15 protein-coding genes, 2 tRNA genes and 1 other RNA gene are annotated in these 20,253 nt (G+C 28.8%); 13 read left to right on the top strand and 5 right to left on the bottom strand.

Features of this window, described 5'->3' with window-relative positions:
* Positions 1 to 481 precede the first annotated feature (481 nt).
* Genes L0U77_RS00250 through L0U77_RS00230 form a run of 5 tightly spaced genes read left to right on the top strand, consistent with a single transcriptional unit; the run spans position 482 to position 9,992 of the window.
* Positions 482 to 3,547, top strand: a complete 3,066-nt coding sequence (locus L0U77_RS00250) for a type I restriction endonuclease subunit R (RefSeq protein WP_233897071.1) — start codon at positions 482 to 484, stop codon at positions 3,545 to 3,547.
* 8 nt (positions 3,548 to 3,555) lie between these two features.
* Entirely contained in the window at positions 3,556 to 5,181 is a 1,626-nt protein-coding gene (locus L0U77_RS00245; RefSeq protein WP_233900564.1) for an HsdM family class I SAM-dependent methyltransferase, read from the top strand.
* Positions 5,174 to 6,385 carry a restriction endonuclease subunit S gene (locus L0U77_RS00240; RefSeq protein WP_233900562.1) on the top strand — a complete coding sequence of 404 codons (1,212 nt, stop codon included), beginning with the start codon at positions 5,174 to 5,176 and terminating at the stop codon, positions 6,383 to 6,385. Before L0U77_RS00245 ends, L0U77_RS00240 begins: the two co-directional genes overlap by 8 nt.
* 19 nt (positions 6,386 to 6,404) lie before the next feature.
* Positions 6,405 to 8,702, top strand: a complete 2,298-nt coding sequence (locus tag L0U77_RS00235) for an McrB family protein (RefSeq protein WP_233900560.1) — start codon at positions 6,405 to 6,407, stop codon at positions 8,700 to 8,702.
* Positions 8,703 to 9,992: an McrC family protein gene (locus L0U77_RS00230; protein ID WP_232152016.1), complete on the top strand. Its 1,290-nt coding sequence runs from the start codon at positions 8,703 to 8,705 to the stop codon at positions 9,990 to 9,992. It abuts the gene before it with no gap.
* Positions 9,993 to 10,146: 154 nt separating this feature from the next.
* Here L0U77_RS00230 and L0U77_RS00225 read toward each other — a convergent pair whose 3' ends face one another.
* Both L0U77_RS00225 and ssrA read right to left on the bottom strand, forming a co-directional pair.
* A complete protein-coding gene (locus tag L0U77_RS00225) occupies positions 10,147 to 10,341 on the bottom strand; it encodes a helix-turn-helix domain-containing protein (RefSeq protein ID WP_232152015.1) in 195 nt (64 codons plus the stop codon).
* 414 nt (positions 10,342 to 10,755) lie between these two features.
* Positions 10,756 to 11,149, bottom strand: a transfer-messenger RNA (tmRNA) gene (gene ssrA, locus L0U77_RS00220).
* A gap of 252 nt (positions 11,150 to 11,401) precedes the next feature.
* Here ssrA and L0U77_RS00215 point away from each other — a divergent pair.
* Both L0U77_RS00215 and L0U77_RS00210 read left to right on the top strand, forming a co-directional pair.
* Positions 11,402 to 12,613 (top strand): NAD(P)-dependent oxidoreductase, encoded by a 1,212-nt coding sequence (locus tag L0U77_RS00215; protein ID WP_233897076.1) that lies wholly within the window; start codon positions 11,402 to 11,404, stop codon positions 12,611 to 12,613.
* Positions 12,614 to 12,688: 75 nt separating this feature from the next.
* Positions 12,689 to 12,904, top strand: coding sequence for a DUF3820 family protein (locus L0U77_RS00210; RefSeq protein ID WP_101916447.1), 216 nt, complete (start codon positions 12,689 to 12,691; stop codon positions 12,902 to 12,904).
* A 10-nt stretch (positions 12,905 to 12,914) separates the two neighbouring features.
* Here the strand turns inward: L0U77_RS00210 and L0U77_RS00205 are convergent, their stop codons facing one another.
* Both L0U77_RS00205 and kdsA read right to left on the bottom strand, forming a co-directional pair.
* Positions 12,915 to 13,646, bottom strand: a complete 732-nt coding sequence (locus tag L0U77_RS00205) for an MbnP family protein (protein ID WP_233897078.1) — start codon at positions 13,644 to 13,646, stop codon at positions 12,915 to 12,917.
* A gap of 233 nt (positions 13,647 to 13,879) precedes the next feature.
* Positions 13,880 to 14,698: a 3-deoxy-8-phosphooctulonate synthase gene (gene kdsA, locus L0U77_RS00200; protein WP_233900559.1), complete on the bottom strand. Its 819-nt coding sequence runs from the start codon at positions 14,696 to 14,698 to the stop codon at positions 13,880 to 13,882.
* A 77-nt stretch (positions 14,699 to 14,775) separates the two neighbouring features.
* On the opposite strand from kdsA, the gene L0U77_RS00195 reads away from it, so the two are divergent.
* Both L0U77_RS00195 and L0U77_RS00190 read left to right on the top strand, forming a co-directional pair.
* Entirely contained in the window at positions 14,776 to 15,777 is a 1,002-nt protein-coding gene (locus tag L0U77_RS00195; protein ID WP_233900558.1) for a M28 family peptidase, read from the top strand.
* A 20-nt stretch (positions 15,778 to 15,797) separates the two neighbouring features.
* Positions 15,798 to 16,331 (top strand): DUF4136 domain-containing protein, encoded by a 534-nt coding sequence (locus L0U77_RS00190; RefSeq protein ID WP_233900557.1) that lies wholly within the window; start codon positions 15,798 to 15,800, stop codon positions 16,329 to 16,331.
* 110 nt (positions 16,332 to 16,441) lie between these two features.
* Here the strand turns inward: L0U77_RS00190 and pafA are convergent, their stop codons facing one another.
* Positions 16,442 to 18,091, bottom strand: coding sequence for an alkaline phosphatase PafA (pafA, locus tag L0U77_RS00185; protein WP_233897086.1), 1,650 nt, complete (start codon positions 18,089 to 18,091; stop codon positions 16,442 to 16,444).
* Between the two features lie 195 nt (positions 18,092 to 18,286).
* On the opposite strand from pafA, the gene L0U77_RS00180 reads away from it, so the two are divergent.
* The 4 genes from L0U77_RS00180 (at position 18,287) to L0U77_RS00165 (ending at position 20,166) form a co-directional block, all read left to right on the top strand.
* Positions 18,287 to 19,027: an MlaE family ABC transporter permease gene (locus L0U77_RS00180; RefSeq protein WP_101916454.1), complete on the top strand. Its 741-nt coding sequence runs from the start codon at positions 18,287 to 18,289 to the stop codon at positions 19,025 to 19,027.
* 1 nt (position 19,028) lies between these two features.
* Positions 19,029 to 19,793 (top strand): ABC transporter ATP-binding protein, encoded by a 765-nt coding sequence (locus tag L0U77_RS00175; protein ID WP_101916455.1) that lies wholly within the window; start codon positions 19,029 to 19,031, stop codon positions 19,791 to 19,793.
* Between the two features lie 164 nt (positions 19,794 to 19,957).
* A tRNA-Lys gene (locus L0U77_RS00170) sits at positions 19,958 to 20,030 on the top strand.
* A gap of 53 nt (positions 20,031 to 20,083) precedes the next feature.
* Positions 20,084 to 20,166: transfer RNA gene (locus L0U77_RS00165), tRNA-Tyr, on the top strand.
* The last annotated feature ends 87 nt before the right edge of the window (positions 20,167 to 20,253 follow it).

Raw genomic sequence — 20,253 nt, 5'->3', positions numbered from 1 at the left:
GATAACAGTAGTTCAATAAATTGTCAACAGGTTTAATTACTTTATTGTTGACGGATTGTTGAACTACTGTTTTTAGCTTGCGCCCCTTTATAGTATTGGTTTTATTGACTTATTCAACAGTACAACATGGAATTTTAGTTCATCTGTTTTAGTGTTGTTATTAAATAGTAATTTCCCGAAAAAACAGAATTTATCGAAAATATAGCAGAATGTGTAAAGTTATTTGATTGTTTAGCTAGAATAATAGTCTGTATTATGTAGTGAGTTTTTCGTGAATTTACCGAAAAAGTAGAATTTATCGAAAATATAGCAGAATGTGTAAAGTTATTTGATTGTTTAGCTCAAATAATAGCCTGTATTATGTGGTGAGTTTTTCGTGAATTTCCCGAAAAAACAGAATTTATCTAAATTTATATAAATAGCTAGATTATAATTGTATATCAATTGCTTTTATTAAATTTGGTAACTTAATTCATTTGCTATGAAATTTAATGAAGACTCTAGGGTCAAGATTCCCTCAATTTTACATTTAATACAGTTAGGATATACATATTTATCTTTAAAAGATAATAATTGGGATATTGATACCAATATTTTTACCGATATTTTTTATGCTCAACTAAAAAAAAATAATACAAACCTTTCTCAAAAAGAAGCTGAAAAAATTTATAATGAAGTTTCACTTACTTTAGAAAATGAAGATTTAGGAAGGGCTTTTTATAAGAAGTTAACAAATAAATCTGGAATTAAATTAATTGATTTTGAAAATTTTGAAAACAATTCTTTTCATGTAGTTACAGAATTACCTTACGAAAAAGATGAAGATAATTTTAGACCCGATATTATCTTATTAATAAATGGAATGCCTTTAGTTTTTATTGAAGTTAAAAAGCCTAATAATAAAGATGGAATTTTAGCAGAACATAAACGAATGCAAACTCGTTTTAAAAATAAGAAGTTTAGAAAATTCATCAACTTAACACAGTTAATGGTTTTTTCTAATAACATGAAGTATAACGATAATGATACGCAAATGTTAGAAGGTGCTTTTTATAGTACTACAAATTACAAAAAACCAATATTCAATTATTTTAGAGAAGAAGAAAGATTTGATTTAAATAAAATATTAGTTCCTGTTTCTGATGAACAAGAAAACTATGTATTAAAAGATACAAATCTTATCAGTATTAAAAATGCTAAAGAATTTATTTCAAATAAAAATCCTAATTCACCAACAAATTCAATAGCTACTTCTTTATTTCAAAAAGAACGTTTACAATTTATATTACAATATGCTTTTGCTTATGTAGAAGAAGAAAATGGTTTACAGAAACACGTAATGCGTTATCCTCAAATTTTTGCAACAAAAGCTATTGAAAACAAATTAGAAAACGGTGTTAAAAAAGGAATTATTTGGCATACACAAGGTTCTGGTAAAACAGCATTGGCATATTTTAACGTAAAGCATTTAACAGATTATTATCAGAAAAAAAACATCATTCCTAAATTTTATTTTATTGTAGATAGAATAGATTTATTAAATCAAGCTGCAAAAGAATTTAGTTCTCGTGGTTTAGTAGTACATAAAGTAAATAGTAGGGAAGAATTTACAAAAGATATTAAATCAACTAAAGTAATTCATAATAATTCAGGAAAAGCAGAAATTACAGTAGTTAATATTCAGAAATTTAAAGATGATCCTGATGTTATAAAAAATAACGATTATAATTTAAATGTACAACGTGTTTTCTTTTTAGATGAGGTTCATAGAAGTTATAATCCGAAAGGAAGTTTTTTAGCAAATTTAGAATTAGCAGATAAAAATGCTATCAAAATAGGATTAACAGGAACGCCACTTTTAGGAAAAGAATTTAATTCTAAAACCTTGTTTGGTGATTATATTCATAAATATTATTATAATTTATCTATAAAAGACGGATATACTTTGCGTTTAATTCGGGAAGAAATAGAAACAAAATACAAATTAACACTTCAAGAAACATTAGAGAAAATTAAAGTTTTAGAAGGTAATGCTGATAAGAAAAAAATCTATTCACATTATAAATTTGTAGAGCCGATGCTACATTATATTGTTCAAGATTTAGAAACAGCAAGAATTTCTATGAATGATAATACTATTGGTGCAATGGTGGTTTGTGATTCATCTGAACAAGCTAAAATGATGCAAGAAATTTTTGATGAAAAGTATGTAATTAAACCAGAAACAGATCATCAACAAATACAAGTATCTTCAGATAAATATAGCCGAAAAAAAAATACAGATAGCAAAGTAAATAAAGCAGCTGTAATTTTACATGATGTAGGTACAAAGCAAGAACGCAAAAATTGGGTTTCTGATTTTAAAGCAGGTAAAATAGATGTACTTTTTGTATATAATATGTTACTAACTGGTTTCGATGCTAAAAGATTAAAGAAATTATACATTGGACGTAAAATAAAATCACATAATTTATTACAAACATTAACCAGAGTAAATAGAACGTATAAAAATCATAAACATGGTTTTGTAGTTGATTTTGCTGATATTCAAAAAGAATTTGATAAAACAAATCAAGCGTATTTTAACGAATTGCAAAGCGAGTTAGGCGATGAAATGGAACATTATTCGAACCTGTTTAAATCATCCGAAGAAATTGAAAAAGAAATTGAAGAAATAAAAGATGTTATTTTTAAATTTGATACCAATAATGCCGAAATATTCAGTGAGCAAATATCAGAAATAAACGAACGTACAGAAATTAGAGAAATTGCAAAGGTTTTAAACAACTCTAAAGAACTTTATAACTTAATTAGATTATCGGGTAACTTTGAATTATTAGAGAAGTTAGACTTTAAAAAATTAGCTATTTTATCAAGATTAACAAACGACCGTTTAGCACTTATCAATACCAAAATAGCCTTAGAAAATAATGTTGAAACTAATAATATTTTAAATACCGCTTTAGAAGATGTCATTTTTGCTTTTACAAAAGTAAAACAAGAAGAAATGATATTGGCTGATGAATTAAAAGATGTTTTAGGAAAAACTCGTGGGAAATTAGGTGATAATTTTGATCATAAAGACCCGAAATTTGTTTCTTTACGCCAAGAATTAGAACGTTTATTTAAAAAGAAAAATTTAAGTGAAGTTTCTAAGCAAGAAATGGAAGCCAATATAAAAGCCTTAAATGAAATTTATAATGTGGCTAAAAAATTGGAAAGAGAAAATCAGTTATTAAAAGCTAAGTATGATTATGATGAAAAATACGCTCGTATTCATAAACGCTTAATGGAAAAAGACCCGCTAACAGATAACGAACGCAAACTTTTTGATGCTTTAAAAGGATTGAAAACTCAAGTAGATAATGAAATATTACAAAATTCAAAGCTTTTAGAAAATGAAAGTTATGTAGAAAAAATGATGATGCGTTTGGTTATCAATGAATTTAAAAACAAACAAAACATCCATATAAATGCAACCGATGTAAAACGCATTAACAACATTTTAGTAAAAGAATATATTAACGAATACAATAGCGTAGCCTAATATAAAAAATGGAAGAAACAAAACAATTTGAAACCAAAACTAAAGCATTAATAGACGATTTAAAAAGCGTCTGTGCTAATTACGGTTTAGGGAATGATGGAAATGAATTTAAAATTATAACACAAGTTTTTTTATATAAATTTTTAAACGATAAATACGTTTACGAATTAAAACAATTAGACCCAAAATTAGCATCCGAAGAAAATTTTGATGAAGCCTTAGAAAATTATCCTGCTGATGATTTAGAAATGCTAATGATGCAAATTAGCGCAAAAACAGCTCGTTTTGCTCCTAAAAACTTATTGCCAAATTTAGCAAAACAGCAAAATAAACCCAAATTTGCCACGATTTTTGATGAAACTTTATTAGAAGTAGCCAAAGCAAACAACGATATTTTTTCTGTAAAAACAAAAGGAGGCGAAAAAATAGTATTATTCGATAATATTAGTAAATATGTAACCGATAATAGAGATGATTTTTGCAAAGCCTTAGTTAGCAAAATGACAACGTTTAGTTTTGAGCATATCTTTACGCAAAAGTTCGATTTTTTCGCCACTATTTTTGAATACCTAATTAAAGATTACAATACCAATGCAGGTGGTAAATATGCCGAGTATTTTACACCGCATGCCGTGGCAAAAATTATGGCAGCCTGTTTAGTAACCGATAAAAATGTAAATAATGTAACCTGTTATGACCCAAGTGCGGGTTCTGGTACGTTGTTAATGAATATTGCACATGCTATTGGCGAAGAAAAATGTACTATTTATTCGCAAGATATTTCTCAAAAATCGTCTGCGTTGTTGCGTTTGAATTTAATTTTGAACGACTTAGTACATTCTATCAAAAATATTATACAAGGAAATACTATTTTAAATCCGTATCATAAACAAGATGACGGACAATTAGAACAGTTTGATTATATCGTATCTAATCCGCCATTTAAGTTAGATTTTTCTGATTATTCGGCAAATTTAGATACTAAAATTAACAAAGAACGCTTTTTTGCAGGAATCCCAAATGTTCCGAAAAGTAAAAAAGACTCTATGGCTATTTATTTGTTGTTTATTCAACATATTATGCACAGTTTAACCGAAAAAGGAAAAGCTGCAATTGTTGTGCCTACGGGTTTTATTACCGCTCAATCTGGTATTGATAAAAAAATACGTCAAAAAATGGTGGAAAGTAAAATGTTAGCTGGTGTGGTTTCTATGCCCTCGAATATTTTTGCAACTACAGGAACTAACGTTAGTATTTTATTTTTAGATAAAACCAATACTAAAGACGTAGTTTTAATTGATGCGTCTAATTTAGGAACAAAAGTTAAAGAAGGAAAAACACAAAAAACAGTTTTATCACCAATTGAAGAACAACAAATTATTGATGTTTTTAACAACAAAGAAGTGAAAGAAGATTTTTCTGTAGTGGTTTCTTATGATGAAATAAAAGCTAAAAATTATTCTTTAAGCGCAGGACAATATTTTGAAGTTAAAATTGAATATACTGATATTTCTTCGGATGAATTTACTGCTAAAATGAAGAGTTTTGAAAATACTTTAGATAGTTTGTTTTCTGAGTCTAAAAGTTTAGAAAAGGAAATTCAAGATAATTTAAAAGGCTTGAAATATGAGTAAAATTCCATATATACAGCTAAAAGATTTATGTACAGTAAATCAAGGGCTTCAAATTCCAATATCTAAGAGGTTTAAATCTAATGGAGAAAATAGATATTTCTATATTACAGTTCAGTTTTTAAAGGAAAGTCATAATGAAAAACATTATGTTGAAAATCCACCTAAATCAAGTATTTGTAAAGAAGATGATATTATTGTAGTTAGAACAGGAAGTACAGGTAAAATATTAACAGGCATCAAAGGTTGTTTCCATAATAATTTTTTTAAAGTTAATTATGATAAGAAAAAGGTAGTTGGTAAATATTTATACTATTGTTTAAAATCCAAAGAAAAGCAAAAAGAAATGAAAAATCGTTCAGGAATTACGACAATTCCAGATTTAAATCATTTTATGTTTTTGGATATGAAAATACCTCTTCCTAGCTATTCAAATCAATTGAAAATAGTTGAAGTTTTAGATAATATAAATTCCAAAATAGAAATCAACAATAAAATAAACGCAGAATTAGAAGCAATGGCAAAAACGCTTTATGATTATTGGTTTGTTCAGTTTGATTTTCCTGATAAAAACGGAAAACCCTATAAATCATCCGAAGGAAAAATGATTTTTAATGAAGAATTAAAACGTGAAATTCCTGTTGGGTGGGAAAGTGGTGTTTTATCTGATATTGCAAATATTACAATGGGACAATCTCCTTCTGGAAGTTCTTATAATGAAGATGGAATTGGAACAGTTTTTTATCAAGGTTCTACTGATTTTGGTTTAAGGTTTCCATCGGTTAGAAAATATACAACTGAACCATCACGTATGGCAGAAAAAAACGATATTTTATTATCAGTTAGAGCACCTGTTGGAACACTTAATCAAGCAATTGAAAAATGTTGTATTGGTCGTGGATTAGCATCTTTAAGGGAAAAAGAAGGTTCAATTTCTTTCTTGTGGAGTCAAATGGAATATTTTAAACAAATATTTGATAGAAGAAATGCTTCAGGAACAACATTTGGTTCAATCACAAAAGATGACCTTTTTGGTTTAAAATTATGTATTCCCGATAAAGAAGTTTTAGATAATTTTAAAAAAATAGCAGACCCTTTTCACGATAAAATAATTGTAAATTCAAAACAAAATCAAAAGCTTTCAGAATTACGAGATTGGTTATTGCCCATGTTAATGAATGGACAGGTTAGTGTTGGCGAAAAATAAAATAAACTTAAAAAAAGTTATGGAAAAGAATTTTATTGAAGATTTTGAAAAATCAAAAAATTATTATAATAAAGTACAGCACAAAGAAGCTTTACAAGAATTTATAAATTTAGCTTATAGCCTTTGTGCGCAACATAAAATTGCTAATTATCGTTTAGCAATTAAAGGAAAAGAAATAATGCTTATAATAGGCATGCGTACTGTTTTAAACTTTAAAGAAGAAAATGAAACTTCATTTATAGGAACTATAGTAAATAATGATTTTATAGATAAATTACCAAAAATAAATTCTGATTTACATGCTTTTGGAGGTTCAGATAATAAGAGTTTATTAACACTTAATTATACCTTATTTTTAGAATATAAAAATGAAATAATTGCTCATATTCAGGCTGTAATTTTAGAAGAATTAAAAGCTATAAAAGGACATTCTAAAGAATTTTGGAATACTACATCAACTACAACAAGTGTTTCTTTTAAACATATTGTAAGTCAAAATGTTTTGCTTGAAACATATTTCAATAAAAAGGAAATTATTTTTAAAAATATAAAAGAATTAGTTGATTTAGTTAATATAGAATTAGGTGGTTTTTGTGAGGTTTTTCAAAGAACTCGAAAAAAATTACTTAGTAAAAAACGAATTAACTCTGCTAAAAGTTTATTTATTTTAAATGATGAAACTAGAGATTGGTCTATTAATGAAGGAGGAGGAACTGAACTTCAATATCATATTTTTTTAAGAAATAATAAAATTGGCTACGGTATTGGATTTAATACACAATATGTACCCTTTGCAAATGATTATTCTCCAATAGAATATATGCAACCATTTATAAATTCATATTTAGCCCAAAAGGATGTTCAAGAAACACTTTCTAATAATAATTTTAATTTTATAGAAGGTTCTAAAGAGCAATTAAAGAATATTGAAAATAATCAATATATTCTTATAGGTAAAGAGTTTAGTTTATCTGAAGTAGAAAATAATTATAGTTTAAATATAACTTCTTTTCATCAATTGATTTTTGATATTAAAAATGTATTATTTCAATCTTATCAGCAAATAATATCAAGTAAAGAAAATTTTACAAATTCAATTCAGAATTTTAAAGAAATACCTGCTGTATTAAAAGATAAAATTGATGTTTTACATCATAAAAAGCAAATCATTTTACAAGGACCTCCAGGAACAGGAAAAACAAGGTTGGCAAAACAAATAGCCTCAGAAATGACTATTTCTGAAAATAATTTTAAGGTTATCCAATTTCATCCATCATATACTTATGAAGATTTTGTAAGAGGAATTTCTGTTAAAAATAATCAAAATGGAAATATTGAATATAAAACTGAAAATAAAATATTAGCTAAAATAGCCAAGGAAGCTTTAAAAAATTATACCAATTCTCAGAAAGAAATAAGTTCTTTAAATAAAGAGTTTAAACTCAACGAATATTTTACTCTTTTTGTAGATTTTGTAGAAGATAAAATTGAAGCAAACAACGGTTTTTTTAAACTAACAGATAATGTAGGTTTGTTAAGTTCTGATGAAGATGCTTTTAGATATAAAGGTAATTGGAATGAAAACGGAAACAGAATGTTGTTTAAAGATATTCTACAAGCCTTTACTGATGGAAATATAGTTCGTCAAGATGTAAAGAAAAATTCTAATTTATCTGGTTCAGCCAAACAACATTCAAGTTATTTTATTCGTGTTTTAAATATGTTTCAGCAGTTTTTAAAAGATGAAAATTTAACTTTTGAAAATATATCTGTAGAAAAAGAACCGCTAAAAAATTATGTGCTTATTATAGATGAAATAAACAGAGCTAATTTATCAAGTGTTTTAGGTGAGCTTATTTATGCTTTAGAATATCGTGGAGAAGCTGTAGAAAGTATGTATGAAAAGGAAGGGGAAGGTAATAGTATAATTTTGCCACCTAATTTATATATTATCGGAACAATGAATACCGCTGATCGTAGCGTTGGGCAGATAGATTATGCTATTCGTAGGCGTTTTGCTTTTGTTGATGTGTTACCTGAAGTTATAGAAGAATCAACGTTAGAAAATGATTTGAAATTTAATACAGATTCATTTAATGAAGTAGAAGCATTATTTATTGGCGATAACAATCATTTATCAGATGAATTTAAAGCAAAAGATGTACAATTAGGACATAGTTATTTTATCTATAAAGAAGCTAATTTTGATATGAATTTAAAATATGAAATCAAACCAATTTTACAGGAATATGTAGCCGATGGTATTTTAAAAGAATCAGCATTAGAGGTAATTGAAGCATTAAAATCTCATTTATAAATGCTTGTAATTAGTGAACATTTTGGATATGAAAAGAGAAATAATAGATTTAATTTAAATGAAGATAATTTAAAACTTTGTCAAGATTTTGATTTAAGGACACCTTTTAAAAAGTGTTTTAATAATAATGAAGAAACGTTTTGTTTTAATTTTAATAAGTCTGAAAATGGCGAATTTCAATTTGAAACAGGTTATTATATTGGTGTAGATTGGATTGGAAATAGTGGTTTATCAATTTATGTAGAACCTAAATTAAATGAAGAAGAAAAGCAGGTAAATTATTTAAAAATGCTTTTTGAAGCTTTAAAAGAGCCAGAGAATTTAAATCATTTAAACGATTTATATACGATAGATTTTAAAGCACCATTAATACCAATAACGCAACAGCAAGATTTATTAGCTCCTTTATTATTAATTGAATTTCTACAATTACTAAAAAATATTGTACGCAAAGGTTTAAAAAAATCGTACTATAAAGTAACAAAAAATTTAAATTCAAAAGTTAAAGGTAAAATATTAATAAATGCTACTGTTAAGCAAAATCACTCACATCAAAAAATGCTATATAATGTATGCACATTTGAGGAGTTTGGTTATAATTCTGTTGAAAATAGCATATTAAAAAAAGCTTTGCTTTTTACGCAATTTGCTTTAAATAGTTTTAAAATTGATAAAACCTTAGATTTAAAAGAGTTGTTTAATTATGTTATTCCTGCTTTTGAAAGTGTTAATGAAAATATTGATATAAGAGTTATAAAAAACACAAAACATAATCCTCTTTTTAAAGAATATACACAAGCTATAAAGCTAGCTAAAATAATTTTAAAGCGTTACAATTATACGATAAGTCAAACGACTGAAAAAATAGTTAAAACGCCTCCTTTTTGGATTGATATGCCTAAATTATTTGAGTTGTATATATTTAAAAAATTACGAGAAATTTATCCCGAAAAAGGAGAGGTAAAGTATCACTTAAAATTAAACAGGCAAGAGTCAGATTTTGTATTAAATAGTCAAGATTTAAAAATGGTTATAGATGTAAAATATAAACCAAGATACGCCGATAATGGAATTTCTATGGATGATGCTCGTCAAATTAGCGGTTATGCAAGAATGGAAAAAATGTATAAAGAATTAAATGAGCCTGATTTAAATAAAGTTTTAGCTTGTTTAGTTATTTATCCCGATCAAACAAATGGTCTTGATTTAATAAAAGAGAATTTAAAGAATGATAAATTTAAACATTATGTTCAGTTTTTTAAATATGGAATTAAATTACCAGAATTATAGCAAGTAAGAATCATAGTTATTAAAATAAAAAAAGATGCAGTTAACTGCATCTTTTTTTTATAAAATACCATAGTTTTTATTTTAATTATATCTTGAAAAAAGTGCTATAAAAATTATGTATAAGTATTTATTTGATTCTATCATTATTTAATACTTACATTTTAACTATAAAAGTTAGCTCAATTCCTAAGGCATTACCTAATTTATTTAGAGTTTCTACCGTTGGGTTTCCTTTGCCACTTTCAAACTGTTTAAGTGTACGTAAACCAACACCAGAAAGGTCTGCAAGCATTTCTTGTGTTACATTTAAATTTTTTCTACGATTTTTTACAATTTCGATTAAGTGCATTGTATGGCTCTTTTAATGTAAATATATACTTTTGAGCTTAGTAATTGTTTAAAAAGTGCTTTATAGTACACTTTTTATGATGTTTTATATAAGGAGATTCACAATGATAAAATTTAGAAAATATTTTTGAAAACTAGAAGCTGTCATACTGAATTTATTTCAGTACTGAATAAGGTTAATAAAATAAATAAGAAACTAAATTCTATTTAATAGATTTTATTTTCTGTTTTTTTAGATGAAACAGGCTTATAAATAGATGTTATATAAAAGTATGTACAAGTATTTATTTGATTTTTCTACAGAAAAAGAGTACTTAAATAGTACTAAGAAAAGAGTTTAGTTAGTATTTTTTTTGACACCTAAATTGACACCTAAAAATAAAAACCCTGTAAACACGGGGTTTACAGGGTGTAATTGTGGAGACGCCGGGAATCGAACCCGGGTCCAAACAAGCAGTTCAAATGCTTTCTACATACATATTTCTTTCTTAATTTTCGACTAGTAACTGATTAAGAACAATCTGTTAAAAGCTTATCTTCTTTAGTTTCAAAAACCTGCCGAAGCTTCAGGTTTTCTATATTTACTTTTACGATATCCAAAAGTGAAGCGCCGTAAATCAAGGCTATTCGTGGACATAAAGCTTGCACACCTTGTGTGCCTAGGCCAATCCTACTGTGATTCGGATTAAGCAGCTAAAGCGTAGTTATTCTCGCCGTTTAAAAAGTTGAAATAAAGATTAACGAGTTTCTATTCACTGCTCGGCATGCTTACATTATCGCTGATCTCGCTGTCAAAACCAGTCGTCCCCAAAATGTTAAAAAGTATACCTTTAAATATACCTTCAAAAATAATATTATTATTAATATCTTTGAGCAAATAGTTGTTTTACAAGGTGAAAAACAAATTTAGTAATCCAAATTATTTAATAAAAATACATTTATGAAATGCAAAGATAACAAAATACTATTTGTACAATACATTTAAATCAAGTATTTTCGCTTAAATTGTTATATTTTTAACAATTATAGTTTATTTGTTTAATTTTACACAAAATACATACATGAAATTCGGAATTATTAAAGAACGTAAAAATCCACCAGATAGAAGAGTTGTTTTTTCACCTGAAAAATTACAAGAATTTAAAGAGCAATTTCCATCCGCTGAAATCGTGGTAGAAAGTTCCGATATTCGTGTTTTTAGTGATGAAGCGTATCAAAAAGTAGGTATAGAGGTAGTTACCGATATGTCAGATTGTGATGTATTATTAGGTGTCAAAGAAGTTCCTTTAGAGGCTTTAATTCCGAATAAAAAATATTTTTTCTTTTCACATACGATTAAAAAGCAACCTTATAATCGCAAGTTGTTACAAGCAATATTATCAAAAAATATTGAAATGTATGACCATGAAACCATTATCAAAGAAGATGGAGCTCGATTAATTGGTTTTGGTCGTTATGCAGGTTTGGTCGGTGCTTACAATGGTTTTAGAGCTTTGGGTTTACGTGAAAAATTATTCACTTTACCAAAAGTAGAAACACTTACCGATTTAGATGCTGTAAAATCGGAATTAGATAAAATTACGGTGCCAAATATCAAAATTTTATTAACAGGAACAGGGAAAGTAGCACAGGGAGCAAAAGAAATTTTAGAGCATCTGAACATAAAACAAGTAAGCGATGCTTTATATTTAACGGCGGATTTTACCGAGCCTGTATATTGTATTTCTGATGTGATGGAATACAGCAAGCGTATCGATGGAAAAGTAGGGAATAAGTTTGCTTTTTATAAAGATGCAACGGGTTATGAAAGCAATTTTATGCCGTATGCGAAAGTAACAGATTTCTTTATCGCAGGTCATTTTTATGGCGATGGCGCGCCGTATTTATTTACTCGAGAAGATGCTAAAAATCCTGAGTTTAATATTAAATATGTCGCTGATATTTCTTGTGATGTCGATGGTCCAGTAGCTTCAACAATTCGTTCTTCAACAATTGCGGAGCCTATTTATGGTTACAATCCTCAAACAGAAAAAGAGGTTAATTTCACTGATGAAAATGCTATAACCGTAATGGCAGTAGATAATTTGCCGTGTGAATTACCAAAAGATGCGAGTGAAGGATTTGGAGAAATGTTTTTAAAAAATGTAATTCCAGCTTTTTTCAATGATGATAAAAACGGTGTTTTAGAACGTGCAAAAATGACGACAAGCGAAGGAAAATTAGCTGAACGTTATGCGTATTTACAAGATTATGTAAACGGAATATTAGAATAATAAAAAAGCATAAGAAATAAGAATAAAATCCCGCAATTGCGGGATTTTATATATAAGTAAAAAAAAGTAAAATAGATGTTGCCAGATAAACAATTTTTAATGGATACCGCTCAAATGAGAATGCCTTTTGGAAAATATAAAGGCTATTATTTAGATAATTTGCCCGAACATTATATTGTTTGGTATAAAAACAAAGGATTTCCTGCGGGAAAATTAGGCAAAATGATGGGTTTGGTTTATGAAATGCAATTAAATGGTTTAGAAGATATTTTACGAAAAATCAGAAATTAATTTTTGATAATTAATCATAATAAAATTTAGAAGAGAACATTTTTTTGGCATTTTCCAGCATTTTTTGTTGATTATTTTTATCGTTTACGGGCTTGTTAGATAGTTTTTCAATATCAATATTAGGGTTTTCAAAAAGTTTCGCTAAATCAACATTAATCGTAGCGGTATTTACAAAATACCAAATTTCAAAATTATCGAATGTAATTTGTATTGGATTAATTTCATCATTTTTTATCGGTGCGATATCGTATTTAAAAGCGGTTTCTGTGTTTATTTTAGTACTTATTTTTTTAGTATTTCCTTCAATTTTAAAAGAAGATTTTTCAAAGACTAAATTAAGTCCTAAATTAAATTGCAGGGTATAATCTCCGCCTTCCAAATCATCGGCGTATAAGTTGTTATTTCTTTCTTTTACAGGTATTTGTATTGTTTTTAGACTGCTGATATCAGTCGTATTTTTACTCTTTTTATGTATTAATTTCACATTCGAAATAGTATATTTTATGTTTTCAAATTTAATACTATCAATAACATTAGGAGTATTTATATTTGTTTTTGGGTGTTGAAATTTATAGTATTTATTGAGTTCTATTTTTTCACCGTTCCATTGGTGTTCAAATTCGATACTTGCCTCATGTTTTGTATCAGGAGAATCAAAAATATTACAAGAAGTAAGAAAGATACTATTAAAAATCAGTAGTATTATTCCAATTTTTGACACATTTTTTTTGATAATAATCATTTTCATTTTTTTTTTTGGAGCTATTTCCCGCTTTCCGCACTCGCTTTTTTTTTGAAGAAAAATCAAAAAAAAGAGCTCAAACAATTGCTTCAATCGGGGCTAAATAAACCTCACAGGTTTTTAAAACCTGTGAGGTTTGAGATTAACTGAAAAATTCAGGTTTTTTCTATCTTTTTGAAAATAAAGTTGCTTTATATCAAGTATTTAAAACAACTTTATTTATAGTTATCAAATTATAAATTATTGACCGTTTTTCTGATTGCGACTAAGTTTGTCAATAATTTTTCTAAATAATCGAGATGTAACATATTTGCGCCATCGCTTTTTGCGTTTGCGGGGTCGAAATGTGTTTCAATAAATAAACCATCGACATTATTAACGACTCCAGCTCTTGCGATTGTTTCAATCATATCGGGTCTTCCACCTGTAACACCGCTTGTTTGATTGGGTTGTTGAAGTGAATGTGTCACGTCTAAAATGGTCGGCGCAAACTCACGCATGGTTGGGATTCCTCTAAAATCGACAATCATATCTTGATATCCGAACATCGTTCCACGATCTGTAATCCATGCTTTTTCGTTTCCTGCATCGTGTACTTTTTTCACGGCGTGTTGCATTGCTTCAGGACTCATAAATTGTCCTTTTTTCAAATTAACGACTTTTCCAGTTTTGGCGGCTGCAACGACTAAATCGGTTTGACGCACTAAAAAAGCAGGAATTTGTAAAACATCAACATATTCGGCGGCTTTGTAAGCGTCTGAAACTTCGTGAATATCGGTAACGGTTGGCACATTAAAAGTTTCGGAAACTTTTCTTAGAATTTTCAAGGCTTTTTCATCACCGATTCCTGTAAAACTATCGATTCTACTTCGATTTGCTTTTTTAAAACTTCCTTTAAAAATATACGGAATTGCTAATTTATCGGTAATTGTAAGTACTTTTTCGGCGATTCGCATTGCCATTTCTTCACTTTCGATGGCACACGGACCTGCTAAAAGAAAAAAATTATTAGCCTCGGTATATTTTATATTTGGGATATGTTGTAAATCCATGATTGTAAGTTGTGGGTTTTTAACAAAATTAAGAAATTAAATTGGCTATATTTAGCCTTTATAATAAATAACATCAAATGAAAATCAATATTAAAATAAATTTCAAAAATAATTTCAAAAAAATAATCTATATATCGGCATTTTTGCCAGTGTTTTTGGTATCCTGTAAAACGGTAAAATATCAAGAAAAAACAACTTCAAAAAAAGCGTTTATTATCGATAGCGTTCTTGTAAAAAAACATTTATATACCTTGGCTTCGGATGAAATGCAAGGGCGAAAACCTGGTACAGAAGGTATGGAAAAAGCGACGGTTTATATTGAAAATGAATTTAAAAGAATCGGTTTAAAAACGTATGCTAATTTAGCGACTTACCGCCAGAATTTTACGCATAAAGATATTAAAATGAGTAATATTATTGGCGTTTTAGAAGGAAAAAGTAAAAAAGAGGAGATTGTAGTAATATCGGCACATCACGACCATTTAGGCGTAAAAAAATCAGGAAAAGGCGATGTTATTTTTAACGGTGCAAATGATGATGCTTCTGGCGTTGTTGGCGTGTTAGCATTGGCGGAATTTTTAGCGAAAAAAGGTACGAATGAACGTACTATTTTGTTTGTCTGTTTTACGGCGGAAGAGATGGGTTTAATCGGTTCTAATTTTTTTGGAAAAGGAATTGACCCAACAAAATTTGTCGCAGGAATCAATTTGGAAATGATAGGGAAAACACCAAGTTTTGGCAAAAATACGGCGTGGCTAACAGGTTTTGAACGTTCTGATTTTGGTAAAATTATTCAAAAGAATTTAAAAGGTACAGATTATCAATTATTTGCTGATCCGTATGAAAAATTTAATTTGTTTTTTAGGTCGGACAATGCGTCTTTAGCTCGTTTGGGAGTTCCTTCGCACACATTTTCGACCACACCAATTGATGTTGATAAAGAGTATCATCAGGTTTCTGATGAAGCTGAAACTTTAAATATGAGCGTAATTACCCAAACAATTAAAGCCGTAGCAAAAGGAACAGAAAGTATCATTAATGGAAAAGATACGCCGACAAGAATTGTGTTAAAAGAGTAAATGTTATAAACAATTTCTAAATGATAAAATACGTACAAAATAGTTCAATATTATTAATTTTAGTATTCTCTATAATTGGTTGTTCTTCTTCCAAAGTTGTTTATGATTATGATACGAGTATCAATTTTGAAAATTATAAAACATTTCAGTTTTTTGAAGATGCAGGAAAAGGTTTAAATGCACTCGATATTAAGAGAGTTACGGGTGAAATAATATTTTTATTGGAGCAAAAAGGTATGAAATTATCCGATAATCCTGATATGTATATTGATGTTTTATCCAAAGAAAGTATTGTTGAAAATAACAGCACCATCGGTGTGGGAATCGGTGGAGGCGGTCGTGTTGGTTTTAATATTTCAGGAGGAATCCCTCTTGAAAATAGAAAAATAAAACAAGAATTAACCGTTAATTTTATTGCTGGTAAAAATGATGCGTTATTATGGCAAGGAATCGCCAATACGAATATCAAAAAAAAACTAAATCCGCAGGAAAGAACAGCGTATTATCAGAAAATAACAGCTAAAATTCTTGAAAAATACCCGCCAGAAAAATAATAGTAAAAATTAAAAAAAAATACTCGAATTGACAGAAATCATAAAAAAAGATAAAACTGTCAATTTGAGTAAATTCGAGTAAAATTGTTCCTGAAAATTTGAGTGAATTTTTACTTTAAAACCTCTTCAATAACTTTTCCAGTTGTTCCATTTGGAAATTCAATTTGCAATAAATTCGCCAAAGTAGGAGCAATATCAATAATTTCATATTTCTTTTTAGAGTTTCCTTTTTGGATACCATTTCCATAAAAAATTACAGGAATATGCGTGTCATACGAATATCCAGAACCGTGCGTTGTTCCTTTTTTAGGATAACTAACCGTTGATGGATTTGGAACAAGTAACACATCGCCTGAAAATTTTTGATTATAGCCATTTTGTAATGAGTTTAAAATCCCTGAAGTAAATGATGTTGTTTGCAAGGTTCTTGCCGTTGCTGATTTGTAAATTCCTGGGTAATTAATTACTTCATCGGCTATTTTTTGAGCAACTTCATTTTTACTTAAATTTAAAGATTCAATTTTATTTTTATCTAAAAAAATCTGAAAGTTTGAAATATTTTCAACCAACGCATCTGACTTAAAATATTTTTTAGTAATGTCATTTACAAAAGTTCTGAATTTTGTATAACTGAAATAATTTGCAGGAATTTTAACCGATTGCAAATAAGCAGGAACTTGAACAGCAGCGTGGTCGGCTGTTAAAAATAAGGTGTAATTTCCTTTCCCAACTTGCGTATCTAAAAAATTGAAAAGTGTTGCTAAATCTTTATCCAAACGTAAATAGGTATCTTCAATTTCTTTGGAAGCAACCCCAAATTGATGTCCAACATAATCGGTTGAAGAATAACTAATCGCTAAGAAATCGGTATAGTTAGTGTTTCCTAAATTTTCGCCAATAATAGCCGATTTTGCAAAATCCGTAGTTAAAGAATTTCCCGCAGGAATTGCTTTTATAATACTATAATTGTTGTTTTTATGTCTTAATTCAGGAATATTATGCGGGAAAACAGGCGTTTCTTCTCCTTTAAAAGGTGCTTCAAAATTATTGTTATCAGCAATACTTTCGGTGTAAGAATTGATGTTGTGTAAGGTTTTCCAAGGTTTACTTAAATAAGTATCTACAATTTTTGCTTTGTTAAATTCTTGCACCCATTTTGGCAATTTTTTCATATAATACGACGAAGTAATCCAATCGCCTTTACTACCGCCATCAAACCAATATGCACCGTTTGCGGTATGTCCAGCAGGTAAAATTGCCGAACGGTCTTTAATAGCAATACCAATTGTTTTCCCTTTCATATTTTGGGCTAATCTTAATTGGTCGGTAATGGTGGTGGTTAGCATTCTGTGGGGCGATTTTTCACCACCTTTTCCATCGTTTCCAACGGTTTTATAATTCGTATCATCAACACAATAAATTGTTTTTTTTAAGAATTTATCGTACCAATTATTACTGATAATCGCATGATTTACAGGTGTTGTTCCTGTGTAAATCGACGTATGTCCAACAGCGGTATAGGTCGGAATGTAATTATAATGTGCGTTTTCAAGCGAAAAACCATCTTTTAATAAACGTTTAAAGCCGTTATTTCCGTATTTATTGGCAAAACGAATTAAGTAATCATAACGCATTTGGTCAATAACAATGCCGACAACGAGTTTCGGTTTTTTAGGTGGATTTTTTTTCTTCGCAGTTAATGAAGTAAATCCTGATAAACAACATATAGCAAGAATTGCTAAAGGAATAATTTTTTTCATTATATTTTTTACTATAAAATTAAGAAGGTTTTTAATCAAAATAAGTTCAAAGATACTCATCTTAAGAGTAAAATAGGTGTCAAAAAATATTAAAAGAATATTAAAAGAATGTCAAAATACATACTAAAAGCGATAAAAAAGCCGAGAGTTAATCGTTTTTTAATACTTTAGCCAAAAGAAAAACAGAGTATTTAAATGAACTACATTGAGCATATCGGTAAGTATTTTTTGATGCTAAAACAAGTTTTTACAAAACCCCAGCGATGGCGTATTTTTCGGGAGGCTTTATTTACTGAAATTGACGAACTTGGGCTTAAATCATTAGGGATTATTTCTTTTATATCTTTTTTTATAGGAGGCGTAATTTCCTTACAAACTGCCCTTAGCTTAGACAGTCCTTTTATTCCAGATTCCTTAATAGGATTCGCTGCAAAACGCTCTATGATTTTGGAATTTGCACCTACATTTTGTTCCATCATTTTAGCAGGGAAAGTAGGTTCTTATATTACGTCAAGTATTGGCTCTATGCGTGTTACCGAACAAATTGACGCACTAGAAGTTATGGGGATTAATTCCTTAAATTACTTGGTATTGCCTAAAATAATTGCCACTGTATTTTTTTATCCATTTTTGATAATTTTAGCCATGTTTTTAGGGATTTTTGGCGGTTGGCTTACAGGGATTTTATCAGGATTATTTGCTGGAGTTGATTATATTACAGGAGTACAAATGGATTTCGACCCGTTTTTAATAAGTTATGCCATGATAAAAACATTAATTTTTGCTTTTATAATTGCGACAGTTCCTGCATATCACGGATATTATGTAAAAGGCGGTTCGTTAGAAGTAGGGAAAGCAAGTACGCAATCGGTAGTTTGGACAACGGTTCTTATTGTAATTGCGAATTATTTATTAACGCAAATGTTATTAACATAAAATGATAGAAGTAAATAATTTACATAAAGGATTTAATGGCGTTGAAATTTTAAAAGGAATTACGACTTCTTTTCTTCCAGGACAAACGAGTTTAATTATCGGTCAGAGTGGTTCAGGGAAAACGGTTTTTTTAAAATCATTAATAGGATTGCACATTCCTGAAAAAGGAACAGTTACCTATGATGGTAGAGTAAATACCGAAATGACAATTGATGATAGACGAAATTTTCGAAAAGAAATCGGCATGGTTTTTCAGGGAAGTGCTTTGTTTGATTCGCAAACTGTAGAAGAAAATGTAATGTTTCCTTTGAAAATGTTTACCAAACAATCGCAAGCGGAAATGTTAGAAAGAGTAAATTTCGTGCTAAAACGAGTAAATTTAGAGAATGCGAATAAAAAATATCCTGCGCAATTATCAGGAGGAATGCAAAAACGAGTAGCGATTGCCAGAGCCATTGTTATGAAACCTAAATATTTGTTTTGTGATGAGCCAAATTCTGGATTAGATCCGCAAACTTCGATTGTAATTGATAATTTAATTAAAGAAATTACTCATGAATATCAAATAACAACGGTTATCAATACACACGATATGAATTCGGTAATGGAAATAGGGGACAAGATTGTTTTTCTTCAAAATGGAAAAAAAGCGTGGGAAGGTTCTCATAAAGAAATTTTCAAAACCGATAATAAAGCTGTTGTCGATTTCGTGTATTCCTCAAATTTATTTAAAAAAGTACGAGAAGCCTATTTATTAGACGTATAAAATTATTTATTTTGAAGATTTTTGAAAAATAAATAAAAGATAAGTTTCTGTAAAATAGCGAACTATAAAAAGTGATTAAAATTATTATAATTTTTTCAATAAAAAATTTTGCAGAACTCTAAAAACCTTGTATATTTGCAACCGCTAAGGAGAAAATAATAAATGACCTGGTAGCTCAGTTGGTAGAGCATCTCCCTTTTAAGGAGAGGGTCCTGGGTTCGAGCCCCAGCCCGGTCACTAAGCTTTTCTTGTAATTAAGAAAAGCTTTTTTTATTTTTTTCGAAAGCTTTGGGGAGATACCAAAGCGGCCAACTGGGACGGACTGTAACTCCGTTGTCTTACGACTTCGCAGGTTCGAATCCTGCTCTCCCCACAAAACCTCTGTCTTTTGATAGAGGTTTTTTTGTATTTTAGCCAGAAATTAAGCTCGCTATTTTATGAAAAAGATATTCTTAAATTT

The organism is Tenacibaculum piscium, from assembly GCF_021390715.1.
Lineage (GTDB): Bacteria > Bacteroidota > Bacteroidia > Flavobacteriales > Flavobacteriaceae > Polaribacter > Polaribacter piscius.
This window is presented reverse-complemented; position numbering and strand designations above follow the sequence as displayed.

Bases quoted from the DNA above. Each gene is read 5' to 3' on its own strand.
- L0U77_RS00250 (WP_233897071.1), top strand. From the start codon at position 482: ATGAAATTTAATGAAGACTCTAGGGTCAAGATTCCCTCAATTTTACAT.
- L0U77_RS00245 (WP_233900564.1), top strand. From the start codon at position 3,556: ATGGAAGAAACAAAACAATTTGAAACCAAAACTAAAGCATTAATAGAC.
- L0U77_RS00210 (WP_101916447.1), top strand. From the start codon at position 12,689: ATGTTGCCAGATAAACAATTTTTAATGGATACCGCTCAAATGAGAATG.
- L0U77_RS00180 (WP_101916454.1), top strand. From the start codon at position 18,287: ATGAACTACATTGAGCATATCGGTAAGTATTTTTTGATGCTAAAACAA.
- kdsA (WP_233900559.1), bottom strand. From the start codon at position 14,698: ATGGATTTACAACATATCCCAAATATAAAATATACCGAGGCTAATAAT.
- L0U77_RS00225 (WP_232152015.1), bottom strand. From the start codon at position 10,341: ATGCACTTAATCGAAATTGTAAAAAATCGTAGAAAAAATTTAAATGTA.
- pafA (WP_233897086.1), bottom strand. From the start codon at position 18,091: ATGAAAAAAATTATTCCTTTAGCAATTCTTGCTATATGTTGTTTATCA.
- L0U77_RS00205 (WP_233897078.1), bottom strand. From the start codon at position 13,646: ATGATTATTATCAAAAAAAATGTGTCAAAAATTGGAATAATACTACTG.
- L0U77_RS00175 (WP_101916455.1), top strand. From the start codon at position 19,029: ATGATAGAAGTAAATAATTTACATAAAGGATTTAATGGCGTTGAAATT.
- L0U77_RS00240 (WP_233900562.1), top strand. From the start codon at position 5,174: ATGAGTAAAATTCCATATATACAGCTAAAAGATTTATGTACAGTAAAT.
- L0U77_RS00195 (WP_233900558.1), top strand. From the start codon at position 14,776: ATGAAAATCAATATTAAAATAAATTTCAAAAATAATTTCAAAAAAATA.
- L0U77_RS00230 (WP_232152016.1), top strand. From the start codon at position 8,703: ATGCTTGTAATTAGTGAACATTTTGGATATGAAAAGAGAAATAATAGA.
- L0U77_RS00235 (WP_233900560.1), top strand. From the start codon at position 6,405: ATGGAAAAGAATTTTATTGAAGATTTTGAAAAATCAAAAAATTATTAT.
- L0U77_RS00190 (WP_233900557.1), top strand. From the start codon at position 15,798: ATGATAAAATACGTACAAAATAGTTCAATATTATTAATTTTAGTATTC.
- L0U77_RS00215 (WP_233897076.1), top strand. From the start codon at position 11,402: ATGAAATTCGGAATTATTAAAGAACGTAAAAATCCACCAGATAGAAGA.